Annotated in this window: 18 protein-coding genes, 1 tRNA gene, 1 pseudogene and 1 riboswitch; of the genes and pseudogenes, 10 read left to right on the forward strand and 10 right to left on the reverse strand. The window is 61.0% G+C overall.

The window, feature by feature from the left end; all coding sequences use genetic code 11:
* The 3 genes from SINAR_RS0117690 to SINAR_RS0117700 all read left to right on the forward strand — a co-directional run bounded on the left by SINAR_RS0117690 (position 1) and on the right by SINAR_RS0117700 (position 1,961).
* Positions 1-387 carry an Mth938-like domain-containing protein gene (locus SINAR_RS0117690; protein WP_028000320.1) on the forward strand — a complete coding sequence of 129 codons (387 nt, stop codon included), beginning with the start codon at positions 1-3 and terminating at the stop codon, positions 385-387.
* A gap of 20 nt (positions 388-407) precedes the next feature.
* Positions 408-1,250 carry a phytoene/squalene synthase family protein gene (locus tag SINAR_RS0117695; RefSeq protein ID WP_028000321.1) on the forward strand — a complete coding sequence of 281 codons (843 nt, stop codon included), beginning with the start codon at positions 408-410 and terminating at the stop codon, positions 1,248-1,250.
* 255 nt (positions 1,251-1,505) lie between these two features.
* Entirely contained in the window at positions 1,506-1,961 is a 456-nt protein-coding gene (locus SINAR_RS0117700; protein WP_028000322.1) for a hypothetical protein, read from the forward strand.
* Positions 1,962-1,998: 37 nt separating this feature from the next.
* Here SINAR_RS0117700 and trmFO read toward each other — a convergent pair whose 3' ends face one another.
* The 3 genes from trmFO to SINAR_RS1000000135475 all read right to left on the reverse strand — a co-directional run bounded on the left by trmFO (position 1,999) and on the right by SINAR_RS1000000135475 (position 4,099).
* Positions 1,999-3,417 carry a methylenetetrahydrofolate--tRNA-(uracil(54)-C(5))-methyltransferase (FADH(2)-oxidizing) TrmFO gene (trmFO, locus tag SINAR_RS0117705; protein ID WP_028000323.1) on the reverse strand — a complete coding sequence of 473 codons (1,419 nt, stop codon included), beginning with the start codon at positions 3,415-3,417 and terminating at the stop codon, positions 1,999-2,001.
* Between the two features lie 90 nt (positions 3,418-3,507).
* A complete protein-coding gene (locus tag SINAR_RS1000000135470) occupies positions 3,508-3,651 on the reverse strand; it encodes a DUF1127 domain-containing protein (RefSeq protein ID WP_003529520.1) in 144 nt (47 codons plus the stop codon).
* A 304-nt stretch (positions 3,652-3,955) separates the two neighbouring features.
* Complete coding sequence (locus SINAR_RS1000000135475) at positions 3,956-4,099, reverse strand: DUF1127 domain-containing protein (RefSeq protein ID WP_003529522.1); 144 nt, start codon at positions 4,097-4,099, stop codon at positions 3,956-3,958.
* A 1,172-nt stretch (positions 4,100-5,271) separates the two neighbouring features.
* On the opposite strand from SINAR_RS1000000135475, the gene SINAR_RS0117720 reads away from it, so the two are divergent.
* Positions 5,272-5,356 (forward strand) — tRNA-Leu (locus tag SINAR_RS0117720).
* Between the two features lie 175 nt (positions 5,357-5,531).
* Positions 5,532-7,007 (forward strand): trigger factor, encoded by a 1,476-nt coding sequence (gene tig, locus SINAR_RS0117725; RefSeq protein ID WP_028000324.1) that lies wholly within the window; start codon positions 5,532-5,534, stop codon positions 7,005-7,007.
* A 493-nt stretch (positions 7,008-7,500) separates the two neighbouring features.
* On the opposite strand, the pseudogene gcvP reads toward tig, so the two are convergent.
* The 3 genes and pseudogenes from gcvP to gcvT form a co-directional block, all read right to left on the reverse strand.
* Positions 7,501-10,366: pseudogene (gene gcvP / locus SINAR_RS01000000133595) on the reverse strand (aminomethyl-transferring glycine dehydrogenase).
* On the reverse strand, positions 10,366-10,728 hold the full coding sequence (gcvH, locus tag SINAR_RS0117735) for a glycine cleavage system protein GcvH (protein ID WP_028000325.1): 363 nt from the start codon (positions 10,726-10,728) through the stop codon (positions 10,366-10,368). The pseudogene gcvP and the gene gcvH overlap by 1 nt, the downstream one beginning before the upstream one ends.
* Positions 10,729-10,744: 16 nt before the next feature.
* Positions 10,745-11,884, reverse strand: a complete 1,140-nt coding sequence (gcvT, locus tag SINAR_RS0117740; protein WP_028000326.1) for a glycine cleavage system aminomethyltransferase GcvT — start codon at positions 11,882-11,884, stop codon at positions 10,745-10,747.
* Between the two features lie 142 nt (positions 11,885-12,026).
* A riboswitch (glycine riboswitch) is annotated at positions 12,027-12,114 on the reverse strand.
* Between the two features lie 154 nt (positions 12,115-12,268).
* On the opposite strand from gcvT, the gene SINAR_RS0117745 reads away from it, so the two are divergent.
* Positions 12,269-12,664 (forward strand): hypothetical protein, encoded by a 396-nt coding sequence (locus SINAR_RS0117745; RefSeq protein ID WP_028000327.1) that lies wholly within the window; start codon positions 12,269-12,271, stop codon positions 12,662-12,664.
* A gap of 91 nt (positions 12,665-12,755) precedes the next feature.
* Complete coding sequence (locus SINAR_RS0117750) at positions 12,756-13,739, forward strand: DUF1775 domain-containing protein (RefSeq protein ID WP_028000328.1); 984 nt, start codon at positions 12,756-12,758, stop codon at positions 13,737-13,739.
* A 25-nt stretch (positions 13,740-13,764) separates the two neighbouring features.
* Here the strand turns inward: SINAR_RS0117750 and SINAR_RS0117755 are convergent, their stop codons facing one another.
* Positions 13,765-14,124 (reverse strand): hypothetical protein, encoded by a 360-nt coding sequence (locus tag SINAR_RS0117755; RefSeq protein WP_028000329.1) that lies wholly within the window; start codon positions 14,122-14,124, stop codon positions 13,765-13,767.
* Positions 14,125-15,479: 1,355 nt separating this feature from the next.
* Between SINAR_RS0117755 and SINAR_RS0117765 the strand changes: the two genes are divergently transcribed.
* Positions 15,480-16,118 carry a glutathione S-transferase family protein gene (locus tag SINAR_RS0117765; protein ID WP_028000330.1) on the forward strand — a complete coding sequence of 213 codons (639 nt, stop codon included), beginning with the start codon at positions 15,480-15,482 and terminating at the stop codon, positions 16,116-16,118.
* 97 nt (positions 16,119-16,215) lie between these two features.
* Here the strand turns inward: SINAR_RS0117765 and SINAR_RS0117770 are convergent, their stop codons facing one another.
* Together SINAR_RS0117770 and SINAR_RS0117775 are read right to left on the reverse strand one after the other, a co-directional pair.
* Positions 16,216-16,443, reverse strand: a complete 228-nt coding sequence (locus tag SINAR_RS0117770) for a hypothetical protein (RefSeq protein WP_028000331.1) — start codon at positions 16,441-16,443, stop codon at positions 16,216-16,218.
* Between the two features lie 26 nt (positions 16,444-16,469).
* A complete protein-coding gene (locus SINAR_RS0117775; protein WP_028000332.1) occupies positions 16,470-18,383 on the reverse strand; it encodes a membrane protein in 1,914 nt (637 codons plus the stop codon).
* Between the two features lie 237 nt (positions 18,384-18,620).
* On the opposite strand from SINAR_RS0117775, the gene SINAR_RS0117780 reads away from it, so the two are divergent.
* Both SINAR_RS0117780 and SINAR_RS0117785 read left to right on the forward strand, forming a co-directional pair.
* The gene (locus SINAR_RS0117780) at positions 18,621-19,331 is read left to right on the forward strand and encodes a TfuA-like protein (RefSeq protein WP_028000333.1); all 711 of its coding nucleotides are present in this window, start codon (positions 18,621-18,623) and stop codon (positions 19,329-19,331) included.
* Positions 19,332-19,502: 171 nt separating this feature from the next.
* Positions 19,503-20,093 carry a flavodoxin family protein gene (locus SINAR_RS0117785; RefSeq protein WP_028000334.1) on the forward strand — a complete coding sequence of 197 codons (591 nt, stop codon included), beginning with the start codon at positions 19,503-19,505 and terminating at the stop codon, positions 20,091-20,093.
* Positions 20,094-20,382: 289 nt separating this feature from the next.
* Here the strand turns inward: SINAR_RS0117785 and SINAR_RS0117795 are convergent, their stop codons facing one another.
* Positions 20,383-24,174 (reverse strand): vitamin B12-dependent ribonucleotide reductase, encoded by a 3,792-nt coding sequence (locus tag SINAR_RS0117795; RefSeq protein ID WP_028000335.1) that lies wholly within the window; start codon positions 24,172-24,174, stop codon positions 20,383-20,385.
* Positions 24,175-24,320: the final 146 nt, after the last annotated feature.

Consider the following 24,320-nt stretch of genomic DNA (forward strand, 5'->3'; position numbering starts at 1 on the left):
ATGGCAAAAGGGATCGAAATGCGTGAAGCGCACTTTCCGGGACGCGCGCCCGTCGACGCCTACGGCAATGGCGGCTTCCGTTTCGCCGACATGTCGCATCGCGGCTCGGTTCTGATGCTGCCGTCCGGAATATACGCGTGGGACGTGGCGGAAGGCGACGTGCTCGCGGTCGCGAAATTCCGGCGTGTCTTCGAGGAGGCTCTCCAGATCGAGGTGCTGCTCGTCGGCACAGGCCGGGAAATCCGTCCCTTGCCGGCAGACCTGAAGGCGGCGCTGCGGGCGGCCAACATCTCGTCCGATCCGATGAGCACCGGGGCGGCGGTGCGGACCTATAACGTGATGCTGGCGGAATCACGCGCCGTCGCCGCGGCATTGATTGCGGTGTGAGGCGTTCGAAGGAAACCGGCGTGCAACAGTCCGATGACCAGATTCTCGCAACCTTGCGGGACACCGACCGCGACCGCTATCTTGCCTGTCTGCTTTCTCCGTCAGAGAAACAGCATGCGCTTGCGGCGCTTTATGCCTTTTACGCAGAGATCGCACGTGTCCGAGATATGGTGAAGGAGCCGCTGCCCGGCGAAATCCGGCTGCAATGGTGGCGAGACCTTCTCGACAATGAGCAGTCGGACGGTGCGGGGCATCCGCTGGCTGAAGCGCTGCTGCGTTGCATCCGCCAGCATCACCTTCCTGTTCGCGTTCTGCAGGACATGATCGATGCTCGGATTTTCGATCTTTACGACGACCCGATGCAGGACAGGGAGGCACTGGAGGGCTATGCCGGAGAAACCGCATCGGCGCTTATTCAGCTGTCGTCACTCATCCTGGATCCCGACAATGCGGCACAATCCGCATACGCAGCCGGCCATGCCGGGGTCGCCCAGACGATTGCCGGTCTCCTGCTGTTGTTCCCGGTTCACGTCCGGCGTGGCCAGGTCTATTTTCCCGCCGAACTCTTGGGCGCAACGGGGCTCGACGCTGAAAAGCTGCTCGCCGGCACGGATGAGGTCGCGATCGAAAGAGCCGTTCGCGCTTTCTGCGGACTGGGACGCGACCATCTCGCCAAGGCACGTGAAGGCGCGGGTTCGATCTCAGCCCGGAATTTCTCCGCTTTCCTTCCCGTCGCGCTAGCCGAGCCGGTGTTCGATCGGGCGGAGGCTGCCGGAGCGCGAATCCTTCGTCAACCGCTGCAACCGCCGCAATGGCGGCGGCAGTGGCGTATGTGGCGAGCGAGTCGGAGTAGGCGGTTTTAAGGCACCGCGCGTGCAAGAGCGTTTCACGCTTTCCTTCAGGTGTTTTATCTACCGCATTGGCCCGAAAATCGGAATCGATGTTCGAAAAGCACGAAGCGTCGGCTCAATAAGCCAGAGCCTCCTCTGGCGCCCCTTCGGACGCATGGGGCTCTGACGTGGAGCATGAAGTGGCCGCATGGCCGCCACGCTGGCGCAAGTCTCGCGGGATACAACCGACGTCTATCGGATTCCTGTCGCTATCAAGGTACCCACGCTATGCTCTGGTTCCTGCTCCTGGCCGCGATCGCCGCCGTCTGCGCGTTCTACATACGGATGAACGCACGCGCCGAGCGTGATGCCGATAATCCTGATGCCGGGTCGGCAATTGTGGAGTTCGGCCGGGCGTTTCCGGACGAAGCCATTCGCGCGCTGCATTCGACCGTCGACAGAGCGGCAATCTTCCTGCGCCTGCATGACGGCAAGGCGGGATTCATACAGTCGCATGGCACGCATTATGTCTGCCATGTCATTCAGCCCGGCAAGGTGCGGGTCAACACATCGGAGAGTGGGCGTGGGTTGATCGTCCACTTCCCCGATTTCGCCTATCTCGGCAACGCATTCGAGTTTCGAACGGCGGCCGAGGCGGCAGAGGTCTCGCTTTGGCTGCTCGGCAGTTTCAGTCCGAAATCCGAACTGGAAGTGCCGAACGGTGCGGCTGAGAGATCGGACTGAGCCCATTGAGGCCGGAGCGGGCTTTACCCGCCCCCTGTCAGGAGATCTTTTCGAGCCAGCTTGCGCAGTCGCTCAGCGCCCTTGACGCCATTGCCTGCTTCTTCGCCAGCGCCTTTTCCTTGCCGCGAAAGCGTTTGGCACCCTCCGGTTTTGTGAGCGCGCCGGGCTCCAGCGGCGGAAACAGCCCGAAATTGATGTTCATCGGCTGGAACGAGCGCTTGCCCGGTTCGTCATCGGAGACGATGTGGCCGCCGGTGATGTGGTTGAGGAGAGCACCGAAGGCCGTGGACACCGGCGGCAGGACGGGAGACGCGCCTTTGCGTTCCGCCGCGGCGAAGCGGCCGGCCAGGAGGCCGATGCTCGCGCTTTCTACATAGCCCTCGCAGCCGGTTATCTGGCCGGCGAAACGCAGTCCCGGCCGCGACTTAAGGGTCAGCGAATGATCGAGCAGGATCGGCGAGTTGATATAGGTGTTGCGGTGGAGGCCGCCGAGCCTTGCAAACTCGGCGTTCTGGAGCCCCGGGATCATCCGGAAGACTTCCCCCTGTGCGCCATATTTCAGTTTCGTCTGGAATCCGACCATGTTGTAGAGCGTACCGAGCGCGTTGTCCTGGCGAAGCTGCACGACGGCATAGGGCTTTACCGAAGGATTATGGGCGTTGGTGAGGCCCATCGGCTTCATCGGTCCATGACGCAGGGTCTCGCGGCCGCGTTCGGCCATCACTTCGATCGGAAGGCATCCGTCGAAATAGGGTGTGCCTTCCCATTCCTTGAAGCCGGTCTTGTCGCCGGCAATGAGCGCGTCGACGAAGGCGTCATACTGCTCCTGCGTGAGGGGGCAGTTGATATAATCTTTTCCCGTGCCGCCCGGGCCGACCTTGTCGTAACGCGATTGATGCCAGCAGATATCCATGTCGATCGTATCGGTGTGAACGATCGGTGCTATGGCGTCGAAGAAGGCGAGGGCGTCCGCGCCGGTTTCTGCGCGAATAGCCTCGGCGAGATCCGGTGCTGTAAGCGGACCCGTTGCAATGATGGCGAGGTCCCAGTCCCTCGGCGGCAGACCGCGGATCTCTTCCCGCAGAACCGTGATCAGCGGATGGTCTGCGATCGCTGTGCTGACAGCCTGGGCGAATCCTTCGCGATCGACGGCAAGTGCGCCGCCTGCCGGCACCTGGTTCAAATCGGCGCATCGCATGATGAGCGAACCCGCAAGGCGCATCTCCGCGTGCAGCACGCCGACGGCATTGCTGGTCGCATCGTCCGAGCGGAAAGAGTTGGAGCAGACGAGTTCGGCGAGCCTGTCGGTCTTATGCGCATCCGTGCCGCGCACACCGCGCATTTCATGCAGGATGACCGGCACGCCCGCTTCGGCGATCTGCCAGGCGGCTTCCGACCCGGCGAGGCCGCCGCCGATGACGTGGACAGGCGAATAGGAGGATGTCGTTTTGTTCATGCGCGGCTTCCTATCACAGCCATCCTTCGCTTCCAAGAAACGAAAACGGCGCCCAAGGGCGCCGTTCAAGCTAAGCGATACTCGATCCTGTTAGCGGAAGGAGCGGGCCGCGATGTTGCGGATGTCGTAGCGGGTGATGCCGATATCGTTCAGAGCGTGGTTCGAAAGGCTGCCCAGCTCGGCAACGGTGCGGCGGTAATTGATCCAGCTTTTTGCAATGCGAATCGGGTTCATGATCGTTTCCTCAAGAAGATCGCTCGCGACAGTGATTGTCTGCGTCGTTGAGGTTCTTATACGCGTGTCTAATTGGAAGATGGAGTGCAAAGTAGATGCATCTGCTATGCATTTGTGCAGTGCATCGATCATTTCATTAGCACGCGTCCAGTGCGGCACGAAAATGCGGCATCGATCGCGATTCGGTTAATTGCATCTGAGGGATTGCTGCACGAGATCAGAACGACCCGGCAGAAATAAAAAACGCCCACCGGCAAAACCGGAAGGCGTTTGAAAAGCCATGATCTGGCGGAAGTTCTTATGCTTACTTGATTGCCTGACGGGCAACGTAGGGGATGTCTGCGCGGCCGATCCCGAGATCGGTCAGTTCACGATCGCTCATGCGGCCGAGTTCGTTGCAGGTCTGACGATACTTGCGCCAGTTGTTGAAAGAACGTGCGAGGTTCATGATCCTATTCCTTTCTAGGTCGTTCGCCAGCGCTCTATCTCTCTTGCTGGCCATCATCTTATGAGCCGGAATATAATCGATTTGAGCCCGGATTACAGAGATAATGCTGCATCGCACCCATGCATAACTTGCAAAGCTTTTCGAGGGCATTAACCTCGGCCTAACCTTTTCATGCTGGCCGGCCCTCCGGGCGTGTTTCTGAACTCCGCGGGCAAGCCTCGTGCGTCTTTGGCATGCGCGGCGCTGTCGTGCCGTTTCGCGAGCTCACTGCAATGGAAGGAGGGCGCAAAAAACAACGCCCGCTGGGGGAGGAGGTCCAGCGGGCGTTGCTTGTTCTGATTGGCAACCGGGAGGAGGAGTGTCGCCAATCCGTATCGGGTGCGCTGGGAGGAGGAGTGCGCTGCCCGATCGATGATTGGAATATAGGCGGCACCCCCGGATTTTGCTAGGGGGCTGCAAGGAATGGCACCCATGCGAGTATTGCATGGCTCGGCGGCTGCAAATCCGAAAATGCCCAAATATTGGCCATATGTGCCGTTTTGCAAAGTGCGGTGCGGGATTTGAGAGGAGCACAACGCCCGCCGGGGGAGGACCGGCGGGCATTATGAAGGTGATTGGCAACCGGGAGGAGGAGTGTTGCCAATCCTATCGAAGCGGCGATGGGAGGAGGAGTGCGCTGCTTCGAATTCCGGCGAGCTTCAGCTCGGATCTTTGCGGCATTTCCCGCTGCGGGCGATCATTCCCGCCGGCGTCTGTTCGGTTCAGCACCGCGGCGCCCTGTTGATCCTTGATATAGTGACCTTAAATCGATTTGTGCAGTGCAATGTCCACATGGAAGATATGCGGATTGCGCAACGCGTATGGCCGTCCGCCGTTCCGCCTGCGCATGGCGCCGGATCCAATGCTGTTATTCGGCTATTCGGCGCGACGCCGGACGCCGCATCACGTTTCTGCCAGTATCCTTCGCCATAGGAGCCGAGGCCTGCCATTCGCAGCACAGGCTGCGAGCGGCTAACGGGCGCGAGCATTTTCCCTTTGATCCGATGAAAACGAGTGCTATAGAGACGCCGCGCTCGGGAAGCCCTGAACCTTTCGCACGGCCCAAGAATATCCGCGGCATTCCGCTGATGAGATCTTGCAGGAATGCGATTGGACGGTGCGATCGTCTGAACGCGGGTATGGTGAAATTGGTAGACACGCCAGATTTAGGTTCTGGTGCCGCAAGGCGTGGGAGTTCAAGTCTCTCTACCCGCACCAGGACGATATAGCGGTCACGCGTCGATATTCGGCGTTGAAGAGGGCCGGCAAAGCGCCATTTTGCTTGCAAAGCGGTCGGAATTGCGTAAAGCCACTCCCGGCAAATGGATCGGCTCACGTGCTCGCCTAGCCTTTCAAGGGAAGAGCACTGTCAACGTGAAGTGAAGGTTTGAACATGCAGGTTATCGAAACGCTCGCTCAAGGGCTGAAGCGCGAACTCAAAGTCGTTATTCCGGCCGACGAAATGGAAGCTCGGATGAACGAGCGTCTGGTCGAGGTGAAGGATCGGGTTCGCATCAATGGCTTCCGCCCCGGCAAGGTGCCGGTCGCGCATCTGAAGAAGGTTTACGGCAAGTCGATCATGGCCGACCTCGTCAACGAGATCGTTCGTGAAAAGCCGACGGAAATCCTCACGAGCCGCGGCGAGAAGTCGGCGACCCAGCCGGAAATCGCGATGACCGAGGACGAGGCTGAAGCCGACAAGATCCTGAAGGCCGAAGCCGACTTCGAATTCACCGTCGCCTACGAAATCATCCCGCCGATCGAACTCAAGGACGCGAGCGGGATCAAGGTCACCCGCGAAGTCGTCGACGTCAGCGATGACGAGGTCAACGAGCAGATCCAGCGTATCGCCGAAAGCGCCCGCACCTATGAAACGAAGAAGGGCAAGGCTGCCAATGGCGACCGCGTCACGATCGACTATCTCGGCAAGGTCGATGGCGAGGCCTTTGACGGCGGCAAGGACGAAGATGCGGAGCTGGTGCTCGGCTCCAACCGCTTCATCCCGGGCTTCGAGGAGCAGCTTGTCGGTGTAAAGGCCGGCGATGAAAAGACGATTACGGTGACGTTCCCGGCCGACTATCCGGCAGCCAACCTCGCCGGCAAGGAAGCAACCTTCGACATCACTGTGAAGGATGTCGCTGCCGCTGCCCCGATCGAGATCAATGACGAGCTGGCAACGAAGCTCGGCCTGGAATCCGTCGACAAGCTGAAGGAAGTCGTGCGCGGTCAGATCGAGAGCCAGTTCGGCTCGATCACTCGTCAGAAGGTCAAGCGTCAGCTTCTCGATCAGCTCGACGAACTCTATCAGTTCGATACGCCCGAGCGCCTGGTCGACGCCGAATTCGACAACATCTGGCGCCAGATCAACACCGACCTGGAGCAGGCCGGCAAGACCTTCGCCGATGAAGACACGACGGAAGAGGAAGCGCGCGCCGAATATCGCAAGCTCGCCGAGCGTCGCGTCCGCCTCGGTCTGGTTCTCTCGGAAATCGGTGAGAAAGCCGGCGTCCAGGTCAGCGACGACGAGATGCAGAGCTCGCTGTTCCAGCAGTTGCGTCAGTTCCCCGGCCAGGAAAAGGAAATTATCGAATACTTCCGGAACACGCCCGGTGCCGCCGCTTCGCTGCGCGCACCGCTCTTCGAAGAGAAGGTCGTCGACCACCTGCTCACCGAAGTTTCGGTAACCGACAAGAAGGTTTCGAAGGAAGAGCTGACGGCTGACGACGAAGCCGACGAAAAGCCGGCCAAGAAGACGGCCTCCAAGAAGAAGGCAGCCGCCAAGGCCGAAGCCGGCGAAGGCGAAGAAGCCGCGACGCCGAAGAAGAAGGCCCCGGCCAAGAAGAAGGCTGCGGACGAGAGCGCCGAGTAATCGCGTCTTTCAAAGACATGAAGAGGCCGCCTCCGGGCGGCTTTTTCATTGTGCGCCCGCCATGGGCGCGCATTCCTGCGGGGGGAAGTCCGCCACGAGCCGGTCATGGCGAGCGAAGCGCAACTGCGTCAGGGCGAGCGAGCGTGGGAGGAAGCGTGGAGCGTAAGCCGCGTGCGACGAACAAGAACCGGATATGAGGCGGTGCCCCCTGGGCGGCGGCGAACCGCCCGGTGCGGACCGGCATGCCGGATGGGTTGGCATTGGCGCGGTCATAACGACCGCCCCCTATGCCGATTCTCCTGCAGTTCATTGTTTCGCTGAAACAATGAAACGCTTCAAGACTTTGAAATTACGCCCTTCAGGACGAAAAATCGTTACACACGCTTTCTGGAAGTCCTCTCGACCCAACAGAAAGCCCGGTGTGGTCGGGCTCTTTGTTTTTTCAAGGCATGGCGGGCGCGACACATGAACCGCGCCCGGTCGGCTCACATGATCACTCCGCCGCTTCCGCGTAGCCCTCGATCGGTGGGCAGGTGCATACGAGATTTCGGTCGCCATAGACATTGTCGACGCGGTTGACCGGCGACCAATATTTGTCCACGCGGAAGGCGCCCGGCGGGAAGCAGGCCTGCTCGCGCGAATAGGGCCGGTCCCAGTCGCCGACGAGATCCTCGACTGTGTGCGGGGCGTTCTTCAGCGGATTGTTGACCTTATCCATCCGGCCCTCTTCGATGGCGCGGGCCTCTTCGCGGATCGCCAGCATGGCGTCGCAGAAGCGGTCGAGCTCGGCCTTGGTTTCCGATTCCGTCGGTTCGATCATCAGTGTGCCGGCGACCGGCCAGCTCATCGTCGGGGCATGGAAGCCGCAATCGATCAGGCGCTTGGCGACGTCGTCGACGGTGACGCCGGCACTTTCGGCCAGCGGACGGGTATCGATGATGCATTCATGCGCGACCCGGCCCTTCGCCGACTTGTAGAGCACGTCATAGGCACCCTTCAGCCGGGCTGCGATGTAGTTGGCGTTGAGGATCGCAACCTTGGTCGCCTGGGTCAGACCTTCGCCGCCCATCATCAGGCAATAGCTCCAGGAGATCGGCAGGATCGACGCCGAACCGAACGGTGCGGCGGAAACGGCGCCTTCGTGCCCGTCCGTTTGCGGATGTCCTGGAAGGAAGGGGGCGAGATGTGCCTTGACGCCGATCGGCCCCATGCCGGGGCCGCCGCCCCCATGCGGGATGCAGAAGGTCTTGTGCAGGTTCAAATGGCTGACATCCGAACCGATGTCGCCGGGGCGGGCAAGGCCAACCATCGCATTCATGTTGGCGCCGTCCAAATAGACCTGGCCGCCATGCTTGTGGACGATCTCGCAGACCTCGCGCACATTCTCCTCGAAGACGCCGTGGGTCGAGGGATAGGTGATCATGCAGCAGGAGAGGGTTTGCGCATATTGCTCGGCCTTGGCGCGGAAATCGTCCATATCGATCTCGCCGGCGTCGCTCACTTTCACGACGACCACCTTCATGCCGGCCATCTGCGCCGAGGCCGGGTTCGTGCCGTGTGCCGAGGTCGGTATCAGGCAGACGTCGCGATGTTCGTTGCCATTGGCGATATGATAGGCACGGATGGCGAGCAGGCCTGCATACTCGCCTTGAGCACCCGAATTGGGCTGCATCGAAATCGCGTCGTAGCCGGTGATCGCGCACAGCTTCTGCGACAGGTCTTCGATCAGATGGTGATAGCCGAGTGCCTGATCGGCCGGCACGAAGGGATGGATTTCGGAGAATTCAGGCCAGGTGATCGGCAGCATCTCCGCGGTCGCGTTGAGCTTCATCGTACAGGAGCCGAGCGGAATCATTGCGCGGTCGAGCGCAAGATCGCGGTCGGCGAGGCGACGCATGTAACGCGTCATCTCGCTTTCCGCCCGGTTCATGTGAAAGATCGGATGGGTGAGATAATCGCTTGTGCGCAGCAGTTCCTGCGGCAAGCGGTAGTCCGGCGCGAATTCCTCGACCTTGAAATCGCCGCCGAAGGCACGCCAGACGGCCTCCAGGGTGATCGGCCGCGAGCGTTCATCGAGACTGATTCCGATCCTGGTCGCTCCGATCTTGCGAAGGTTTACACTCTCGGCGACGGCGGCCTTGAGGATGATGCCCTGCAGCTTGCCGACTTCCACGGTGATCGTGTCGAAAAAGACGTCCGGCTGGACGGTATAGCCGAGCTTTTCGAGCCCCATCGCAAGGCGGACCGTCTTCTGGTGCACGCTCTGGGCGATCGCCTTGATGCCTTCGGGACCGTGGAAGACGGCATACATGGAGGCCATAACGGCAAGCAGCACCTGTGCGGTGCAGATGTTCGATGTCGCCTTCTCGCGCCGGATATGCTGCTCGCGGGTCTGCAGCGACAGCCGATAGGCGCGGTTGCCGCGCGCATCGACCGACACGCCCACGAGGCGGCCGGGCATGGAGCGCTTGTAGGCATCCTTGACTGCCATATAGGCGGCGTGCGGCCCCGCCGTAGCCGACCGGAACGCCAAAGCGCTGGCTCGAGCCGACCGCTATGTCGGCCCCCATTTCGCCCGGAGACTTCAGAAGCGCCAGCGCCAGCGGATCGGCGGCGACCGCAGCGATTGCGCCCTGTTCATGGAGTTTGGCGATCAGACCCGAGAAGTCGCGAACATGACCATAAGTGCCAGGATACTGGAAAATCGCGCCGAAAACGGCGGCGGCGTCCAGATCCTCGAAGGGATCGCCGATGACGACCTGCCAGCCGAGCGGCTCCGCCCGGGTCTTGAGCAGCGCAATCGTTTGCGGATGGCAGTTTTCATCGACGAAAAAGGCCCTTGCCTTGGATTTTGCGACGCGCTCCGCAATGGCCATTGCTTCGGCTGCCGCCGTCGCCTCGTCGAGCAGCGAGGCGTTCGCGACGTCCAGGCCGGTCAAATCGCAAACCATGGTCTGGTAATTGAGCAGGGCCTCCAGCCGCCCTTGGCTGATTTCCGGCTGATAGGGCGTATAGGCGGTGTACCAGGCCGGATTCTCGAGGATATTGCGCTGAATGACCGGCGGGGTGATGGTCCCGTAGTAGCCCTGACCGATCAGAGACACGAGCTTCCGGTTGCGGTTCGCCGTTTCGCGCAGCTTGTCGAGTGCCTCGCGCTCCGTCATCGGCTCGCCCCAGGCAAGCGGCGTCGCCTGGCGTATGGAGGGCGGCACGGTGTCGTCGATGAGCGCATCGAGGCTCGGATAGCCGACGACCTCCAGCATATCGTCCATTTCGGCCGGCGAGGGGCCGATGTGACGACGATTGGCGAAGTCGTAAGGCTTGTAGTCGGTAAAGGTGAAATCCTTGGGCATGCTCATCAGGCGACGAACTCCTTATAGGCCGCTTCGTCCAGGAGCGCATTGGCGGCATCCGGATCGGAGAGCTTCAGCTTGAAGAACCAGGCCGCGCCCTGGGGATCGCTGTTGACGAGCGACGGATCGTCGACGATCGCCTGGTTGATCTCGACGATTTCGCCATCAAGCGGACAATAGACGTCCGACGCCGCCTTGACGGACTCGACGGTCGCGGCCGAGTCGCCCTTGGAGAAGGTGGCACCCGCCTCCGGCAGCTCCACGAAGACAAGATCGCCAAGCTGGCCGGCGGCATGCTCGGTGATACCGACGGTCGCAACGTCGCCGTCGATCTTGAGCCACTCGTGTTCCTCGGTGAATTTCAGCATACGCAGGTTCTCCTGATCAGCGTTTGTAGGTTTGTTTGATGAAGGGCAGGGCAGCGACGGCGACCGGCAGATACTTGCCACGCACCTCCGCAAACAATCTTGTGCCGCTTTCGGCGTGCTCGGCGTCGACATAGCCCATGGCGACCGGTCCATCGACGCTCGGGCCGAAGCCGCCGGAGGTGACGGTCCCTGCCGGCGTCTTACCCTCCGCGTCGGCAAAAAGCGGGGCACCTCCGCGGACGGGCGCCCGGCCTTCGGGCCTCAGGCCGACACGGCGCCTGGAAACTCCGTCGCTGAATTCGGCGAGGATCCGGTCGGCGCCTGGAAAGCCACCGGCGCGCTCGCCTTGGGGGCGGCGACTTTTCTGGATCGCCCATTCGAGACCCGCCTCGATCGGGCTCGTGCTCGTGTCGATGTCGCTGCCGTAGAGACAAAGGCCCGCTTCCAGGCGGAGCGAGTCGCGTGCGCCGAGCCCGATCGGCAGGACATCCGGATGCTCGAGGAGCCGTTGTGTCACATCCACAGCGGCGTCCGCGGGAATGGATATCTCGAAGCCATCCTCGCCGGTGTAACCGGAGCGGGAGATGATGCAGCTCACGTCGTGGAGGTCGGCCTCAGCGACATCCATGAAGCGCATCGACGCGACGTCTGCCCAAAGCTCGCAGAGAACCGCTCCGGCCCGGGGCCCCTGCAGGGCGATCAGGGCGCGATCGGTCAGCATGGTCACGTCGCAGGCGCTGCCGAGGCCGTCCTCGATATGCGCGAGATCGGCTTCCTTGCAGGCCGCGTTGACAACCAGGAAGAGATGATCGCCGCGATTGACGATCATCAGGTCGTCGAGAATGCCGCCTGCGGCATTCGTGAAGAAGCCATAGCGCTGCCGGCCTTCTGCGAGGCCGAGTACATCCACCGGCACGAGCTTTTCGAGCGCAAGCGCCGCGTCCTCGATCTTTCCGGATTTCGGCCGCACGACAATCTGCCCCATGTGGGACACGTCGAACAGACCAGCCGCTGCCCGGGTGTGCAGGTGCTCCTTCAATACGCCTTCCGGATATTGGACCGGCATGTCGTAACCGGCGAAAGGAACCATGCGGGCACCGAGCGAAAGATGCAGCGCATGCAACGGCGTGTGTTTCAAGGTGGAAACGTCTTCCAAGTCCGGCCTCCAGGTCTGGCGCGTCTTCGCGCCGGCTCACAATACCGGCGTCATGCGCCGACAAATTCGAGCCCCCTCTGTCCCTTTGCCTGAGATTGTTATCCCTTCGGCGAGCGCGAACGCTTCTCTCCAGAGTCCTACCGGCACCTTGCTGGTCCTTTGGCCTGAGAGTTTCCGGGGCGGTTGCTCCTTCGGCACCGGATCGAACCGGTTTCTCCCAACGAGGTTGAATCCAGATAACGGCGAAGGCCGGATTTTGGCAAGGGCATATGTCGCGACCGAACATATTTTTGTCGTCCTGGCTTCATCCTCATCGATCCTGCGGCAAATCGGCCTTTGCAATTTCGTTGGGTAGCGGATAGGGAAGACCGACGAGAGGTGGCAATGACAGGGCGTGAGCGGAAATGGGGAATTGCGATGCGGCTGCTCGCAGCCTTCGCGCTCGTATTTCTGTCCTTTGCCCATAAGCCGGTTCTTGCGAAAAGGACCGGTCCGGCGATTGCCGCCGAATATCTCCTTCCCGACGGCACCTTTGCCGACATCTGCTTCGGCACGGGCGGCGTCGATCGCGACGGCGGCCACGGCAGTTCCTCGTCCTTTGCTCCCGTTTGCGAAGCCTGCCGACTCGCTGCCTGCGTGTTCCTGCCGACGGCGCCGGATGAGAGCGTGCCGGCCGAAACCGGCAGCTGGGCTGCCGGAACGCCGATAGCCGTCGCCGAGGCGGTGCTGCTTCCTTTGCGTCTGCTGCCGCCGTCGCGCGGCCCGCCGGTTCAGCCGTAAATCTCACCGAATCCAATCCTGAATCCATCCGCCGCCAAGCGGCATTGACCATGAACGCCATACCGCTGGCGCATGGTCCGGAGATTACGACATGAACAGAACAAGACTTTCTTTGCTTACTGCAGGGCTTACACTCGCTGCGGCCGGTCTCGCCCATGCGCATGCGTCATTTGAAAAGGACACCGCTCCGGCCGGGACGACCTTCAACGCCACCCTGCAGGTTCCTCACGGCTGCGACGGCAAGGCGACGACCGAAGTGCGGTTGCGGTTGCCGGAGGGTTTCGTTTTTGCCAAACCCCAGCCGAAGCCCGGTTGGGAGCTGGAGATCATCGAGGGCGACTACCGGAGAACCTATGACAATCATGGCACCAAGGTCTCCGCGGGCCCCGTCGAAATCCGGTGGAAAGGCGGTAACCTTCCCGACGAACATTACGACACCTTCGTCGTGCGCGGAAAGCTCGCGGGCTTCGAAAAGAGGACCGTGCTCGCCTTTCCGGCGACGCAGCTTTGCGGCGCGGACGGCAAGGTGGTCTGGGATCAGTTGCCGGCGGAGGGCGAGGACGCCCATTCCCTCGATCGTCCGGCGCCGACGCTCACAGTCACCGTGGCGGCAGGGGGCGATGAAAATGAGGGCCATGACGGCCATGGTCAGCTTGCGGCCCAAGCACTCAAGATAGGCGATCTCGATATCTCGGGCGGAACCGTAAAGGCGATGCTGCCCGGCGCGAAGATCGGCGGCGGCGGCTTCGTCGTCACGAACAACGGCCGCGCCGACGACCGCCTGCTTGCCGTCGAGAGCCCAGCTGCCGGCCGTGTCGAGCTCCATGAAATGACGATGGAGAACGACGTCATGAAAATGCGCAAGCTTGATGACGGCATCGCGGTTCCGGCCGGCAAGACGGTCGAACTGAAGAACGGCGGCCTGCATCTCATGTTCATGGAGGTGAAGAAGCCCTTTGCAGAGGGCGCCACCGTGCCGGTCACACTGACCTTCGAGAAGGCCGGGACGGTCGACTATCTCCTGCCGGTCGGCACCGCGGCAGGCGGCGCTCACTCCGGGCACAGCCATCAATAGCAGCCGGACGGCGATCCTCGACCGTTCAAGTGCCCTGAATGAACCGGTCGAGCATTTCTGTGATCTCGCTCTGCCCTAGGTCCTCGCCGGCAGGTTCCTGCCGGCGATCCTCTCCGCCGTCCTCTCCGTTCGCGTTTTCAAGATAGCGGCGCAGCGTTTCGGCTTGCGTCTGCTGCGGCAGGCGGCGCTCTGCACCGATTATCATAAGGTGCAGCGGCAGCGCGCTTCTTATCTTTGGAGCCGGCGGCGCCCGATCCTGTCGACCGGCGGAAAGAAGGGTGATCGCCTCGTCGACGGTTCCGTCGCCACGCATGCGCGTGGACGGCTTCAAAAGCTCCGCCGCATAGGCCGCCGTCGTCGCGGAGATGGTAACGACCTGGGTCATCCTTCAGTCCTCGGGCACGATAATCCTGTCCTATGGCAGACTTCGCTTTCGACGGGGTGAAATCGGACGGTCGAATTTTAAGAAATTCGTAACGCTAGGGTGCTGCGGCGCTGGGCCTAGCGCAATTTTGTGTACCGTCGGTTGAACGGCATGTACAATCGCAGCCGCAATGGAGAACGGGCGCAACTGATGCGTCGGCAAAAACCTGGTTCATAAAAGTCATATTGAAGAAGTTCACTCACGAAAGGACGTAAGTCTATGCGCGCGATCGTATTGTTGTTAGCGATCTTTGCTCTCAACGCGTGCTCGCAAACGGGGAGGCCAAGCGCCGAACGGTACTATGCGGGGGAGGGGCAATATTATAGCGGTGTCGTGCCCCCGACGCCTTTCTGACGCATGTCGCCCAAGCCCTTAGCGGTTTGAAGAACGACACGCATAAGTCCGAGCCTCTGAAGTGCGGCGCACGAACCGTATCGTCGCGGCGCGCTGCAGGCGCTGTGTCTTATCGAGAGACATCCGAGCACCGCATCCTGTGCGGTCGCCGATGACGCGTCGTCTGAACGCAAACCTCGGCAGACCATTGAGCAACGTGTGATGTCCAGCACTCTACGCTCAAGCCACGGCGAAGGCTCGCAGAAGTAGCAGATCGCGATGTTGGGAATTGATCCGGCGCGAAGGGCAGAATATCAATGGCCGTCAAACTGTTAGGAAAGGTACGGGGACCTTATGCGCAAGATCGTGTTGTTGCTCGCACTCGCAACGCTGGCGGCGTGCTCGCACACCGGGGACCGGGTGGTCGGCGGTGACGGAGATTACTATCAAGGTCTCGTGCCACCGAGGTGATCGTCGCACCCGTGCGGCCGTCCGTTGCGCGCCGGGGCGGGCCCCACAGCAAAATCGGAGGCGCCGCGAATGCGGGGCCTCCGTCGTAGGGAACCGGATCTCCCGCAGCTTGAAGAACATCGGCGGCTACGGTTTCCGCGAACTTCGTTAGCCAGGGCCCTATGCTTAATAGCCTACGCGCAGGCCCCCAGGGCTCGCGGCGCTGAAATTGGGAACGGGATTCGGTCCATACCATTGAGCGTAGGTCGTGTTGTTTCCGCCGGTGCTTGTGCACCCCGACAGGAGGGCAAGCACCAATAGCGCGGTCAGATATTTGAGGGGCATGAATTCTCCGATTCTGCTTCGTCAGACGCGTATAAATTGCGGTATCCTGGTCCGCCAGTCCATCGCTTTCACATTGATTCTTTTGCTTTCTCCTTTCTGGTGGCAATCGGCTGCCGCGTCCGCACATTGATGACTTGAAGTGCTGGCTACATCACCAGGGCGAAATCTTCAGCAACCGGGAGATCGCAATGACGGAAAAACCGCGTCTATTCGGAGCGGATTACAGCGTTTACGTACGGATCGTGCGGCTGGTTCTCGTCGAAAAGGGAATTGATTACGAGCTCGTCCCTGTCGACATATTCAGGGGCGACGGCCCGCCAGCGGACTACCTGGAGCGACAGCCCTTCGGTCGCATTCCCGCCTTTGAACATGAAGGCTTTTCCCTTTACGAGACCGGTGCGATAACGCGCTATGTCGATGACGTGTTCGAGGGGAGGAAGCTTCAGCCGTCAGATCCACGGGAGCGCGCCCGCTGCAATCAGCTGTTGAGCATTGCCGACAACTACGCCTATCCGGCAATGGTCTGGGGAATTTACGTGGAGCGCGTCTCGAAGCCGGCGAGAGGGGACGTCGCAGACGAGGCTGCGATTTCGGCCGCTCTTCTGAAGGCAAGGATATGCATGGGGGCGATTTCCGGGATTATGGGAACGGCGCCGTGGCTTGCCGGCGAGGCCATGTCGCTCGCCGATCTGTATCTCACCCCAATATTCGACTATGTCCTCAAGGCGCCGGAAGGACAGGAGATGCTCCGGCAGCACGAGAACCTGGAAGCGTGGTGGGCGCGCATGTCGGTGAGGCCTTCGGTGAAGGAAACTCAGCCCTCATAAGCCTGACCTCGAATGCAAGTCCGTTTCCTTCGGGCCGGAAATAGATGCGACCGGGAATTGCTTTTGAGCGGCTATCCGAAGTTCAACCCGTCACCGATCAGCCGTCGTAATGACCGCTAAAGGCATCGTCTGCGCTTCTGACCGTCACGGCCAAGTTGACGCCCTTCACGATCGTCGCGCCCTTCGATCGCAAGTCGTTTACGTTCTGAAGGCCGCCCGACGAAGGCGGTGCAAGCGGGACCACCGTGCCCGCTCTCAGATCGGCCAGCCAAAGGCCGGCTTCACCTGAAATGCCGATCACTACTACTGCTGCATCCTCTGCCATATGACTTTCCCCCTACTGTATGAAATTCAGAACCCCGCCTTCTTCAGGCCTTCCCGATACAGGTCCTTGTGCCATTGTTCTTTGCTCGGGATCAGCGCCAACCACCTGTCGACATCGAAGTCTGGATTGGCCTCGCGCACCCTGTGAACAAAGACCCGTGCCTTCTGCCTGTCACCCAGCATCGCCCAGCTGGCGGCAGAGAGCCTGTCGGCCAGGCTGGAGTCGTCCATCATGGCGATATAGTCCAGGGCGACGTCGAAACGGCGTAGCGCGTAGTTTGCGCCTGCAGCGCTCCATAGATAGGAGTCCGGGCTCAAGGGATTCAGTTCGATGGCGCGTTCGATCTTTTCGAGAGCGACTTCCGGGCGCGAACAGTGCACGAGCGTATCCGCGTAGTCCGCAATCACATCTGCGTAGTGAGGGCCCAGCGTCTCTGCCAGCTCCAATGCCTCGGCGCTTTCGTCGAGGGCGCTCTGCAGCAGCTTCGTCACGCCAAGCTCACGATAGCCGTCGGGCAGGTCGCGGCCCGCGCTTATGGCTTTCCTGGCCAGCGTCTCAGCGGAGTTCAAGAGGTCGTTGTCCCCGCGCGCGGTCAGAAGCCATTCCTTCGAGTAGGTCCGGGCGAGGGCACTGAGGGCAGGGGAGAATTCCGGGCTTTCCTGCAGCGAGGCTCTAAGCTCCTTGCGAGCCCGGCGCAGATTGGGAAGCGTCAGATTACCCAGATGTCGTCGGCCTATGAGGTAGTGGTGGTAGGCCACCGGATTCAGTTCGAGATGTGAGCGAGTCAATTCGTGGCGGTCGATCTCGCCGGCGACGGAGAGCGCAAGCTCCCGTGAAATCACCCGCCGGTCGCGGGGGAGGTTCACCGGGTCGAGCCTGAACCTCTCTGCCCAGATAATCGTGTTGTCCGTGAAGAAAATGAGCTGCACGAATAGGGTTACATTGTCTCCCAATTCGGTGAGGCGGGTGTCGAGGACGTAATCCACCGAGTGGCGCTCAAAGAAATCGAGCTTGTCATCGGTCTGGCGGCTTATCCGAACGGCAGAGTAGGGTGCTATGACCTGTACACTCCTGAGAGCGCAGAATCCGATCGTGATGTCTTCGATCAATGACGACGCGGCAATCGCCAGGTTGACCGAATCGGACTGAGTATCGGGCGGAAGCAGAACCAGCCGCGGGATGGCAGCCTTCAACTGTGCGGCAGACGGCCGGGCGAGGGAGGGCTGCATCCGCTGCGCCTTGTCCTCTCGGACCGAAGCTACGGACGGGTCGGTTGCTGCGGACTGCGCGAGAAAGGCGCTCCTTTTTTCGAATACACCCCGAAGATGCTCGGCCTCGCCGCGAGCATCGAAAACATCCAGCAGTATCTTCTGAAAATCCGTGTCGAGTGGATCGATCTCGAATGCGAGTATCGCGCCGTCCTTCACAATGTCGATTTCCGCGTCTGTCGTCGCCCGGCGGCAGGTTTCCTTCAGCAATTCCTTGAGGAGCGCACAGTGGCGCCTTCTCTCTTGCGCGATCCAGTCGTTGAATTTGCCGCCGGCGAAACCTGCAGACGCGAGAAAGCTACGTCTGAGGCACTCGATGACGCGTTTCAGCCGCGCGAGTTGATGACCCTCCTGCGGTTGAAACAAGTCCAAGTCCGAAAGCAGCGCAGTGTCGTCGAGTCGCACGACGGTGTCGTTGAACGAAATGAACTGGGTTCCAATCTCGTCCTGCCGCCGCTTTATTCTCAGGAGAGTCGAACGCAAGTTGGTGAGATTGGCGCCGCGGTCCTCGCTTTCCCACAACAATTGCGCGAGCGTTATCCGGCGCTCGATCCGTCTGTCGCTGCATAAGAGAAAAGCGATGATCAGCAGCCCCTTTTCGGGAAAAGAGACGATATTCCCCTCTGCATCGGTAAGGCGTAGGTCGCCAAAACTATGTAAAGTATAGGTCATCTTCCATCCGGGAGCGTCTGAAACTCGCACGAACTCGCCCGAGTGGCGAGTGGTCAGGAAAAAATCGCCTTTATGTGGTGAAATAACCTAAATGGAAGTCGCCAATTTTTTTACCCAGCCAACAAGGAGATTCAACAATGGTGTTCTTCTTGTCAACGTGCTCCGCCATGATAGATTGCAAGCGCATATGTTTCAGATTTGAGGCTCACGCGGAATCGCTGCAATCCGGCGGACAGTATGAAGGTCATCTTTGCCGGTCCGACGCTCCATGGTGCCGTGCCGGCTTCGAACGGCGGCTATCATGTGTGGCCGCCGGCAAGACAGGGCGACGTCCACAGAGCTGTAACGGAAGGGGCCAATGTCATAGGCCTCATCGATGGCATCTACGAGCATGTACCCGCCGTCTGGCACAAGGAGATCCTGTTCGGGCTGTCTCAAGGCGTGCAGATTTTCGGGGCGGCGAGCATGGGCGCTCTCAGGGCCGCCGAATGCGCCCCCTTCGGCATGATCGGGATAGGCAGGATCTTTGAGGACTTCTTTGCCGGCGTCTTGGAAGACGATGCGGACGTCGCCCAGTCGCACGGGCCGCCCGAACTCGGCTTCCTTCCGTTGAGCGAGCCGCTCGTGAATGTCCGCGCAACGCTTTCCCGCTGCCTCCAAGGCTCTCTTCTCACCCCCGCCGAACATGACAAGCTCCTGTCCGCCGCTCAAGCGATGTTCTTCAAGGACAGAACCTATTCGCGGGTCGTGTCCGCCTGCTTTCCGGACAGTCCCAGAGGGTCAGAGTTGTGCGAGATCCTGCGCGACAACAACGTCAACCAGAAGCTTGACGACGCCGAAGCGCTCATCCAGGCGGTGATCGATGCGCGGGACGAGCGACTGCCGTGCAATTTCGAGTGGAGCTTCGCGCGGACGAGCCTGTGGGATACGATGTTCCGGGCTGACTAAGCGCGATGCCGGACCAGTTTGATGCGGCGCCGGCCATTGCGCCGTCAGCACACCTGTTTGGCGCAATTCCTAATCGTGATGTCTTCATCGGAATTTGCGAGAAAATCCTAGTTTTAAACCCGTCTACTTTGCGGGAGGATTACCCTGTCACGCCTTACTGGGGATCCTCACATGGACAAAGCGACGACCATCATTGGAATAGACTGCAGCCCACGCGCGTTCAGTAACTCAGGGCGGATGCTCGGCGAGGTTCTCCGCTCGCTCGAGAGAGATCGGCGGGTGAAGGTCGTGGAACAGGTGCGTCTGGCCGATGAGCGTATCGACTGTCTCGGGTGCGAGCAGTGTTATCAAACGTTCGGATACCACGGCGACGGGATCGATCGTGCTCTGTCACTCATGAAAGATTCGGACGTGATTGTGATGGCTACTCCCACCTGCTTCGGAATGCCGCCGGCCCTGGGCGTCGTCTTGCTCGACAGGTCGGATCCCCTGTGGCGCGACAAACAACAGCTCAAAGGAAAACTCGGAGCGGTCATCGTCAACGGCGCCACCGATCCCGCGGACGATCCGAGTGTGCGCCGATGCGCGGACAACATGATCAAGTTTTTCGAACAGCACGAGATGCCCTGCGCCCAGCCGGTCCATCTGGGGGGAACGCTCGCGTATCCCGAGCAACGGTTTCCGGACCCGCTCCCCGCCAGGACGACAGGCGTTCTCGAGCAATTGGCTGACGAGATCCGGCAGTGGGTCGGGAGCAGGTGATACCGGTACATCTCTTGCCTCCTCGCGTGGTCATGGTCTGCTCCCTGAAAGGTGGTCCTCCCTGATGTATGGCTTTCGAGCCGTTGGAGGACCTAAGAATGCCGAGAAGACACAGCGCGGAAGAGATCGGCACGAAGCTTCGGCAGGAGTGGGCAGGGCAAATCGGTCGCTGAGGCGGTGCGGTCCCCGATGCATCAATTCACGGCTTTTCTGGACTTTCCCGGCAACGGAAGCTGCCGGGAGATTTCTTTACCAGCGGTCTAAACCACTGATTTAATGACCCCGCTTCTTAGCTGCACCCGCTCGTGGCGCCGCATGTGTCGCACTTCTCGCAGGTGCCGTTCCTGACCATCGTGAAGTTCTGGCACTCGGAGCACATGTTGCCGGTATAGCCCTGCATGATCGAGCGGGCGCGGCGTTCTGCTTCGACCTTCTTCGCCTCGGACTTCGCAGCAGCGGCCTCTGCCGCGGCCTTGTCGGAGAAGAGGGCAGTTACTTCTTGTTCGGCTTCTTCGGCGATCTCCTCGGCGAGTTCTGCGGCTCGCTCCTCGTAGTCGCGCTTGAAGGCGACGACTTCGGAGGTGACGGCGGCCGTCGTCGGCTCCAGCTTGCGCACGGCATTGCCGGAGATCGAGGTGACGGAAGCGCCGCCGGAGGCGCGGGCGGGGACTGCGGTCGAAGCTCCCTTGGGTTCGGAGCGCTCGCCCGTGCCGCCGACGATGGACGGCTTGTAGCCGCGGGTCCAGCCGGTGGAAACCAGATTGGTCTTGCCTTCCTGAATGCCGCGGCCGAGCGCGGTGTTGCTGAAGTCGGAAGTGTCGACATGAGCAAGGTCGTGGCGGCCGAGATAGGACACGGCAAGTTCGCGGAAGACATAGTCGAGGATCGACGTCGCATTCTTGATCGCGTCGTTACCCTGGACCATTCCGGCCGGCTCGAACTTGGTGAAGGTGAAGGCCTCCACATATTCCTCGAGCGGCACGCCGTATTGCAGGCCGAGCGAGATGGCGATGGCGAAGTTGTTCATCATCGCCCGGAAGGCCGCACCTTCCTTGTGCATGTCGATGAAGATCTCGCCGAGGCGTCCGTCGCCGAATTCGCCGGTGCGCAGATAGACCTTGTGACCGCCGACGATGGCCTTCTGGGTATAGCCCTGGCGGCGGTTCGGCAGTTTCTCACGGGCGCGCACCACCTTCTCGATGACCCGCTCGACAATCTTCTCGGTAACGGCGACGGCCTGGGCGGCTGCCGGCGCCTGCATCAGTTCTTCGATTGCGTCCTCGTCCTCATCGTCTTCGATCAGCGAGGCGTTCAGCGGCTGCGAGAGCTTGGAGCCGTCGCGGTAAAGGGCATTGGCCTTCAGCGCCAGCTTCCAGGAGAGCATATAGGCGTTCTTGCAATCCTCTACGGTCGCCTCGTTCGGCATATTGATCGTCTTCGAGATTGCTCCCGAGATGAAAGGCTGGGCGGCCGCCATCATGCGGATGTGGCTTTCGACCGAGAGGTAGCGCTTGCCGACCTTGCCGCAGGGATTGGCGCAATCGAAGACGGGCAAATGCTCAGCCTTGAGGAACGGCGCGCCTTCCAGGGTCATCGCGCCGCAGACATGGATGTTGGCGGCTTCGATGTCCTTCTTCGGGAAACCGAGGTGCTCGAGCAGGTTGAAGTCGACAGAGGCGAGCTGTTCATCCGTGACCTTCAGCGTGCCCTTGAGGAAATCGGCACCGAGCGTCCATTGGTTGAAGACGAACTTGATGTCGAAGGCAGCTTTCAACGCTGCATTGACTGCGTCGATCTTCTCGTCGGTGAAACCTTTGGCCTTCAAGGTCGTCGGATTGATGGCGGGCGCCTGGTTGAGGTTGCCGTGGCCGACGGCATAAGCCTCGATCTCGGCGATCTGACTTTCCGAATAGCCGAGCGTGCGCAGCGCCTCGGGAACCGCACGGTTGATGATCTTGAAATAGCCGCCGCCGGCGAGCTTCTTGAATTTCACCAGGGCAAAATCGGGCTCGATACCGGTCGTGTCGCAGTCCATGACAAGGCCGATCGTGCCGGTCGGCGCGATCACGGTCGCCTGGGCGTTGCGGTAGCCGTGCTTCTCGCCGAGCTCGACCGCCTTGTCCCAGGCGCTCTTGGCATGGGCGATCAGATCCTGGTCCGGGCAATCGCCGTGGACGAGCGCGACCGGGTTGACGGACAGACCCTCGTAACCGGCGGTCTCGCCGTGAGCCGCGCGGCGGTGATTGCGCATGACGCGCAGCATGTTGTCGCGGTTCGGCGCAAAGCCGGGGAAGGGCCCGAGCTTTGCGGATATCTCGGCCGAGGTCGCATAGGCGATGCCGGTCATGATCGCGGTCAGGGCGCCGGCGATGGCGCGGCCCTCGGGCGAGTCATAGGGAATGCCTGACGACATCAGCAGGCCGCCGATATTGGCATAGCCGAGGCCGAGCGTGCGGTATTCGTAGGAGAGCTCGGCGATCTCGCGGGACGGGAACTGGGCCATCATGACAGAGACTTCGAGAACGACCGTCCAGAGGCGGACGGCATGTTCGTAGTCGCCGATATTGATTCGCTTGGTCGCGGCATCCTTGAACTGCATCAGGTTGAGCGAAGCGAGATTGCACGCCGTGTCGTCGAGGAACATGTATTCCGAGCACGGGTTGGAGGCGCGGATCGGGCCTGCAGCCGGGCAGGTGTGCCAATCGTTCATGGTCGTGTTGAAGTGCAGGCCGGGATCGGCCGAGGCCCAGGCGGCATGGGAGATCGACTCCCAGAGGTCGCGCGCCTTCAGGGTCTTCATGACGCGGCCGTCCTTGCGGGCGGTCAGGTGCCATTCACCATCAGCCTCCACGGCGCGCAGGAAGTCGTCCTTGATCGAGACGGAGTTGTTGGAGTTCTGGCCCGAAACCGTGAGGTAGGCCTCCGAATCCCAATCCGTGTCGTAGGTCTTGAACTCGATGTCCTTATAGCCCTGCCGCGCGAACTGAATGACGCGCTTGACGTAGTTTTCCGGAACCAGCGCCTGCTTGGCGGCGCGGATCTCTCGCTTCAGTGCCGGGTTCTGCTTGGGATCGAAGCAGGCATCGTCGCTGCCGTCGCAATTGATGCAGGCCTTCATGATCGCCTTCAGGTGCTTGGCGACGATCTTCGAGCCGGTGACCAGGGCGGCGACTTTCTGCTCTTCCTTGACCTTCCAGTTGATATATTCCTCGATATCCGGATGGTCGATGTCGACGACCACCATTTTGGCGGCGCGGCGGGTCGTGCCGCCCGACTTGATGGCGCCTGCGGCGCGGTCACCGATCTTCAGGAAGCTCATGAGGCCGGAGGACTTGCCGCCGCCCGAGAGCCGTTCGCCTTCGGCGCGCAGATGCGAGAAGTTGGAACCGGTGCCGGAGCCGTATTTGAAGAGGCGCGCCTCGCGCACCCAGAGGTCCATGATGCCGCCCTCGTTGACGAGGTCGTCCGCGACCGACTGAATGAAGCAGGCGTGCGGCTGCGGATGCTCGTAAGCGGACTTCGACTTCGTCAGCTTGCCGGTAAAGGGATCGACGTAGAAGTGGCCCTGGCCGGGGCCGTCGATACCATAGGCCCAGTGAAGGCCGGTGTTGAACCATTGCGGAGAGTTCGGCGCAACGCGCTGAGTGGCGAGCATGTAGGCGAGTTCGTCACGGAAGGCGCTGGCGTCCTCTTCCGTGTCGAAATAGCCGCCTTTCCAGCCCCAATAGGCCCAGGTGCCGGCCAGCCGATCGAAAACCTGGCGGGCATCCGTTTCGGAGCCGTACTGCTCCTCCTTCGCCAGCGCCTTCAGCGCGTCGTTGTCCGGAACCGAGCGCCAGAGGAAGGACGGGACGTCGTTTTCCTCGACGCGCTTCAGCTTTGCCGGCACGCCGGCCTTGCGGAAATATTTCTGGGCGAGAATATCGGCGGCGACCTGCGAGAACTGCGCGGGCACGTCGATATCCGCAAGGCGGAAGACCACCGACCCGTCCGGGTTCTTGATCTCACTCGTCGCCTTGCGGAATTCAATTTCAGCATAGGCGGATTGCCCTGCCTTCGTGAAACGACGCTCGATCTTCATTATCCCGTCCTTTGTTGCCATGCGCTAAAGCGCAGTTAACCCCGCCCGGCCGCGATGGATCTCGCAACCAGCCTTGAAATCTCTGTCGATGTGAGGAAACCCAGCTCCTGGGTAACCCTGTATCTTGTGATAATGCTGGCTGCAAA

Origin of the sequence: Sinorhizobium arboris LMG 14919, from assembly GCF_000427465.1 — a bacterium.
In the GTDB taxonomy this organism is placed as follows: Bacteria; Pseudomonadota; Alphaproteobacteria; order Rhizobiales; family Rhizobiaceae; genus Sinorhizobium; species Sinorhizobium arboris.

Excerpts from the sequence above, each read along its gene's own strand:
- SINAR_RS0117690 (WP_028000320.1), top strand. The coding sequence starts at position 1 with ATGGCAAAAGGGATCGAAATGCGTGAAGCGCACTTTCCGGGACGCGCG.
- SINAR_RS0117700 (WP_028000322.1), top strand. The coding sequence starts at position 1,506 with ATGCTCTGGTTCCTGCTCCTGGCCGCGATCGCCGCCGTCTGCGCGTTC.
- trmFO (WP_028000323.1), bottom strand. The coding sequence starts at position 3,417 with ATGAACAAAACGACATCCTCCTATTCGCCTGTCCACGTCATCGGCGGC.
- SINAR_RS1000000135470 (WP_003529520.1), bottom strand. The coding sequence starts at position 3,651 with ATGAACCCGATTCGCATTGCAAAAAGCTGGATCAATTACCGCCGCACC.
- SINAR_RS1000000135475 (WP_003529522.1), bottom strand. The coding sequence starts at position 4,099 with ATGAACCTCGCACGTTCTTTCAACAACTGGCGCAAGTATCGTCAGACC.
- tig (WP_028000324.1), top strand. The coding sequence starts at position 5,532 with ATGCAGGTTATCGAAACGCTCGCTCAAGGGCTGAAGCGCGAACTCAAA.
- gcvH (WP_028000325.1), bottom strand. The coding sequence starts at position 10,728 with ATGCTGAAATTCACCGAGGAACACGAGTGGCTCAAGATCGACGGCGAC.
- SINAR_RS0117745 (WP_028000327.1), top strand. The coding sequence starts at position 12,269 with ATGACAGGGCGTGAGCGGAAATGGGGAATTGCGATGCGGCTGCTCGCA.
- SINAR_RS0117750 (WP_028000328.1), top strand. The coding sequence starts at position 12,756 with ATGAACAGAACAAGACTTTCTTTGCTTACTGCAGGGCTTACACTCGCT.
- SINAR_RS0117755 (WP_028000329.1), bottom strand. The coding sequence starts at position 14,124 with ATGACCCAGGTCGTTACCATCTCCGCGACGACGGCGGCCTATGCGGCG.
- SINAR_RS0117765 (WP_028000330.1), top strand. The coding sequence starts at position 15,480 with ATGACGGAAAAACCGCGTCTATTCGGAGCGGATTACAGCGTTTACGTA.
- SINAR_RS0117770 (WP_028000331.1), bottom strand. The coding sequence starts at position 16,443 with ATGGCAGAGGATGCAGCAGTAGTAGTGATCGGCATTTCAGGTGAAGCC.
- SINAR_RS0117775 (WP_028000332.1), bottom strand. The coding sequence starts at position 18,383 with ATGACCTATACTTTACATAGTTTTGGCGACCTACGCCTTACCGATGCA.
- SINAR_RS0117780 (WP_028000333.1), top strand. The coding sequence starts at position 18,621 with ATGAAGGTCATCTTTGCCGGTCCGACGCTCCATGGTGCCGTGCCGGCT.
- SINAR_RS0117785 (WP_028000334.1), top strand. The coding sequence starts at position 19,503 with ATGGACAAAGCGACGACCATCATTGGAATAGACTGCAGCCCACGCGCG.
- SINAR_RS0117795 (WP_028000335.1), bottom strand. The coding sequence starts at position 24,174 with ATGAAGATCGAGCGTCGTTTCACGAAGGCAGGGCAATCCGCCTATGCT.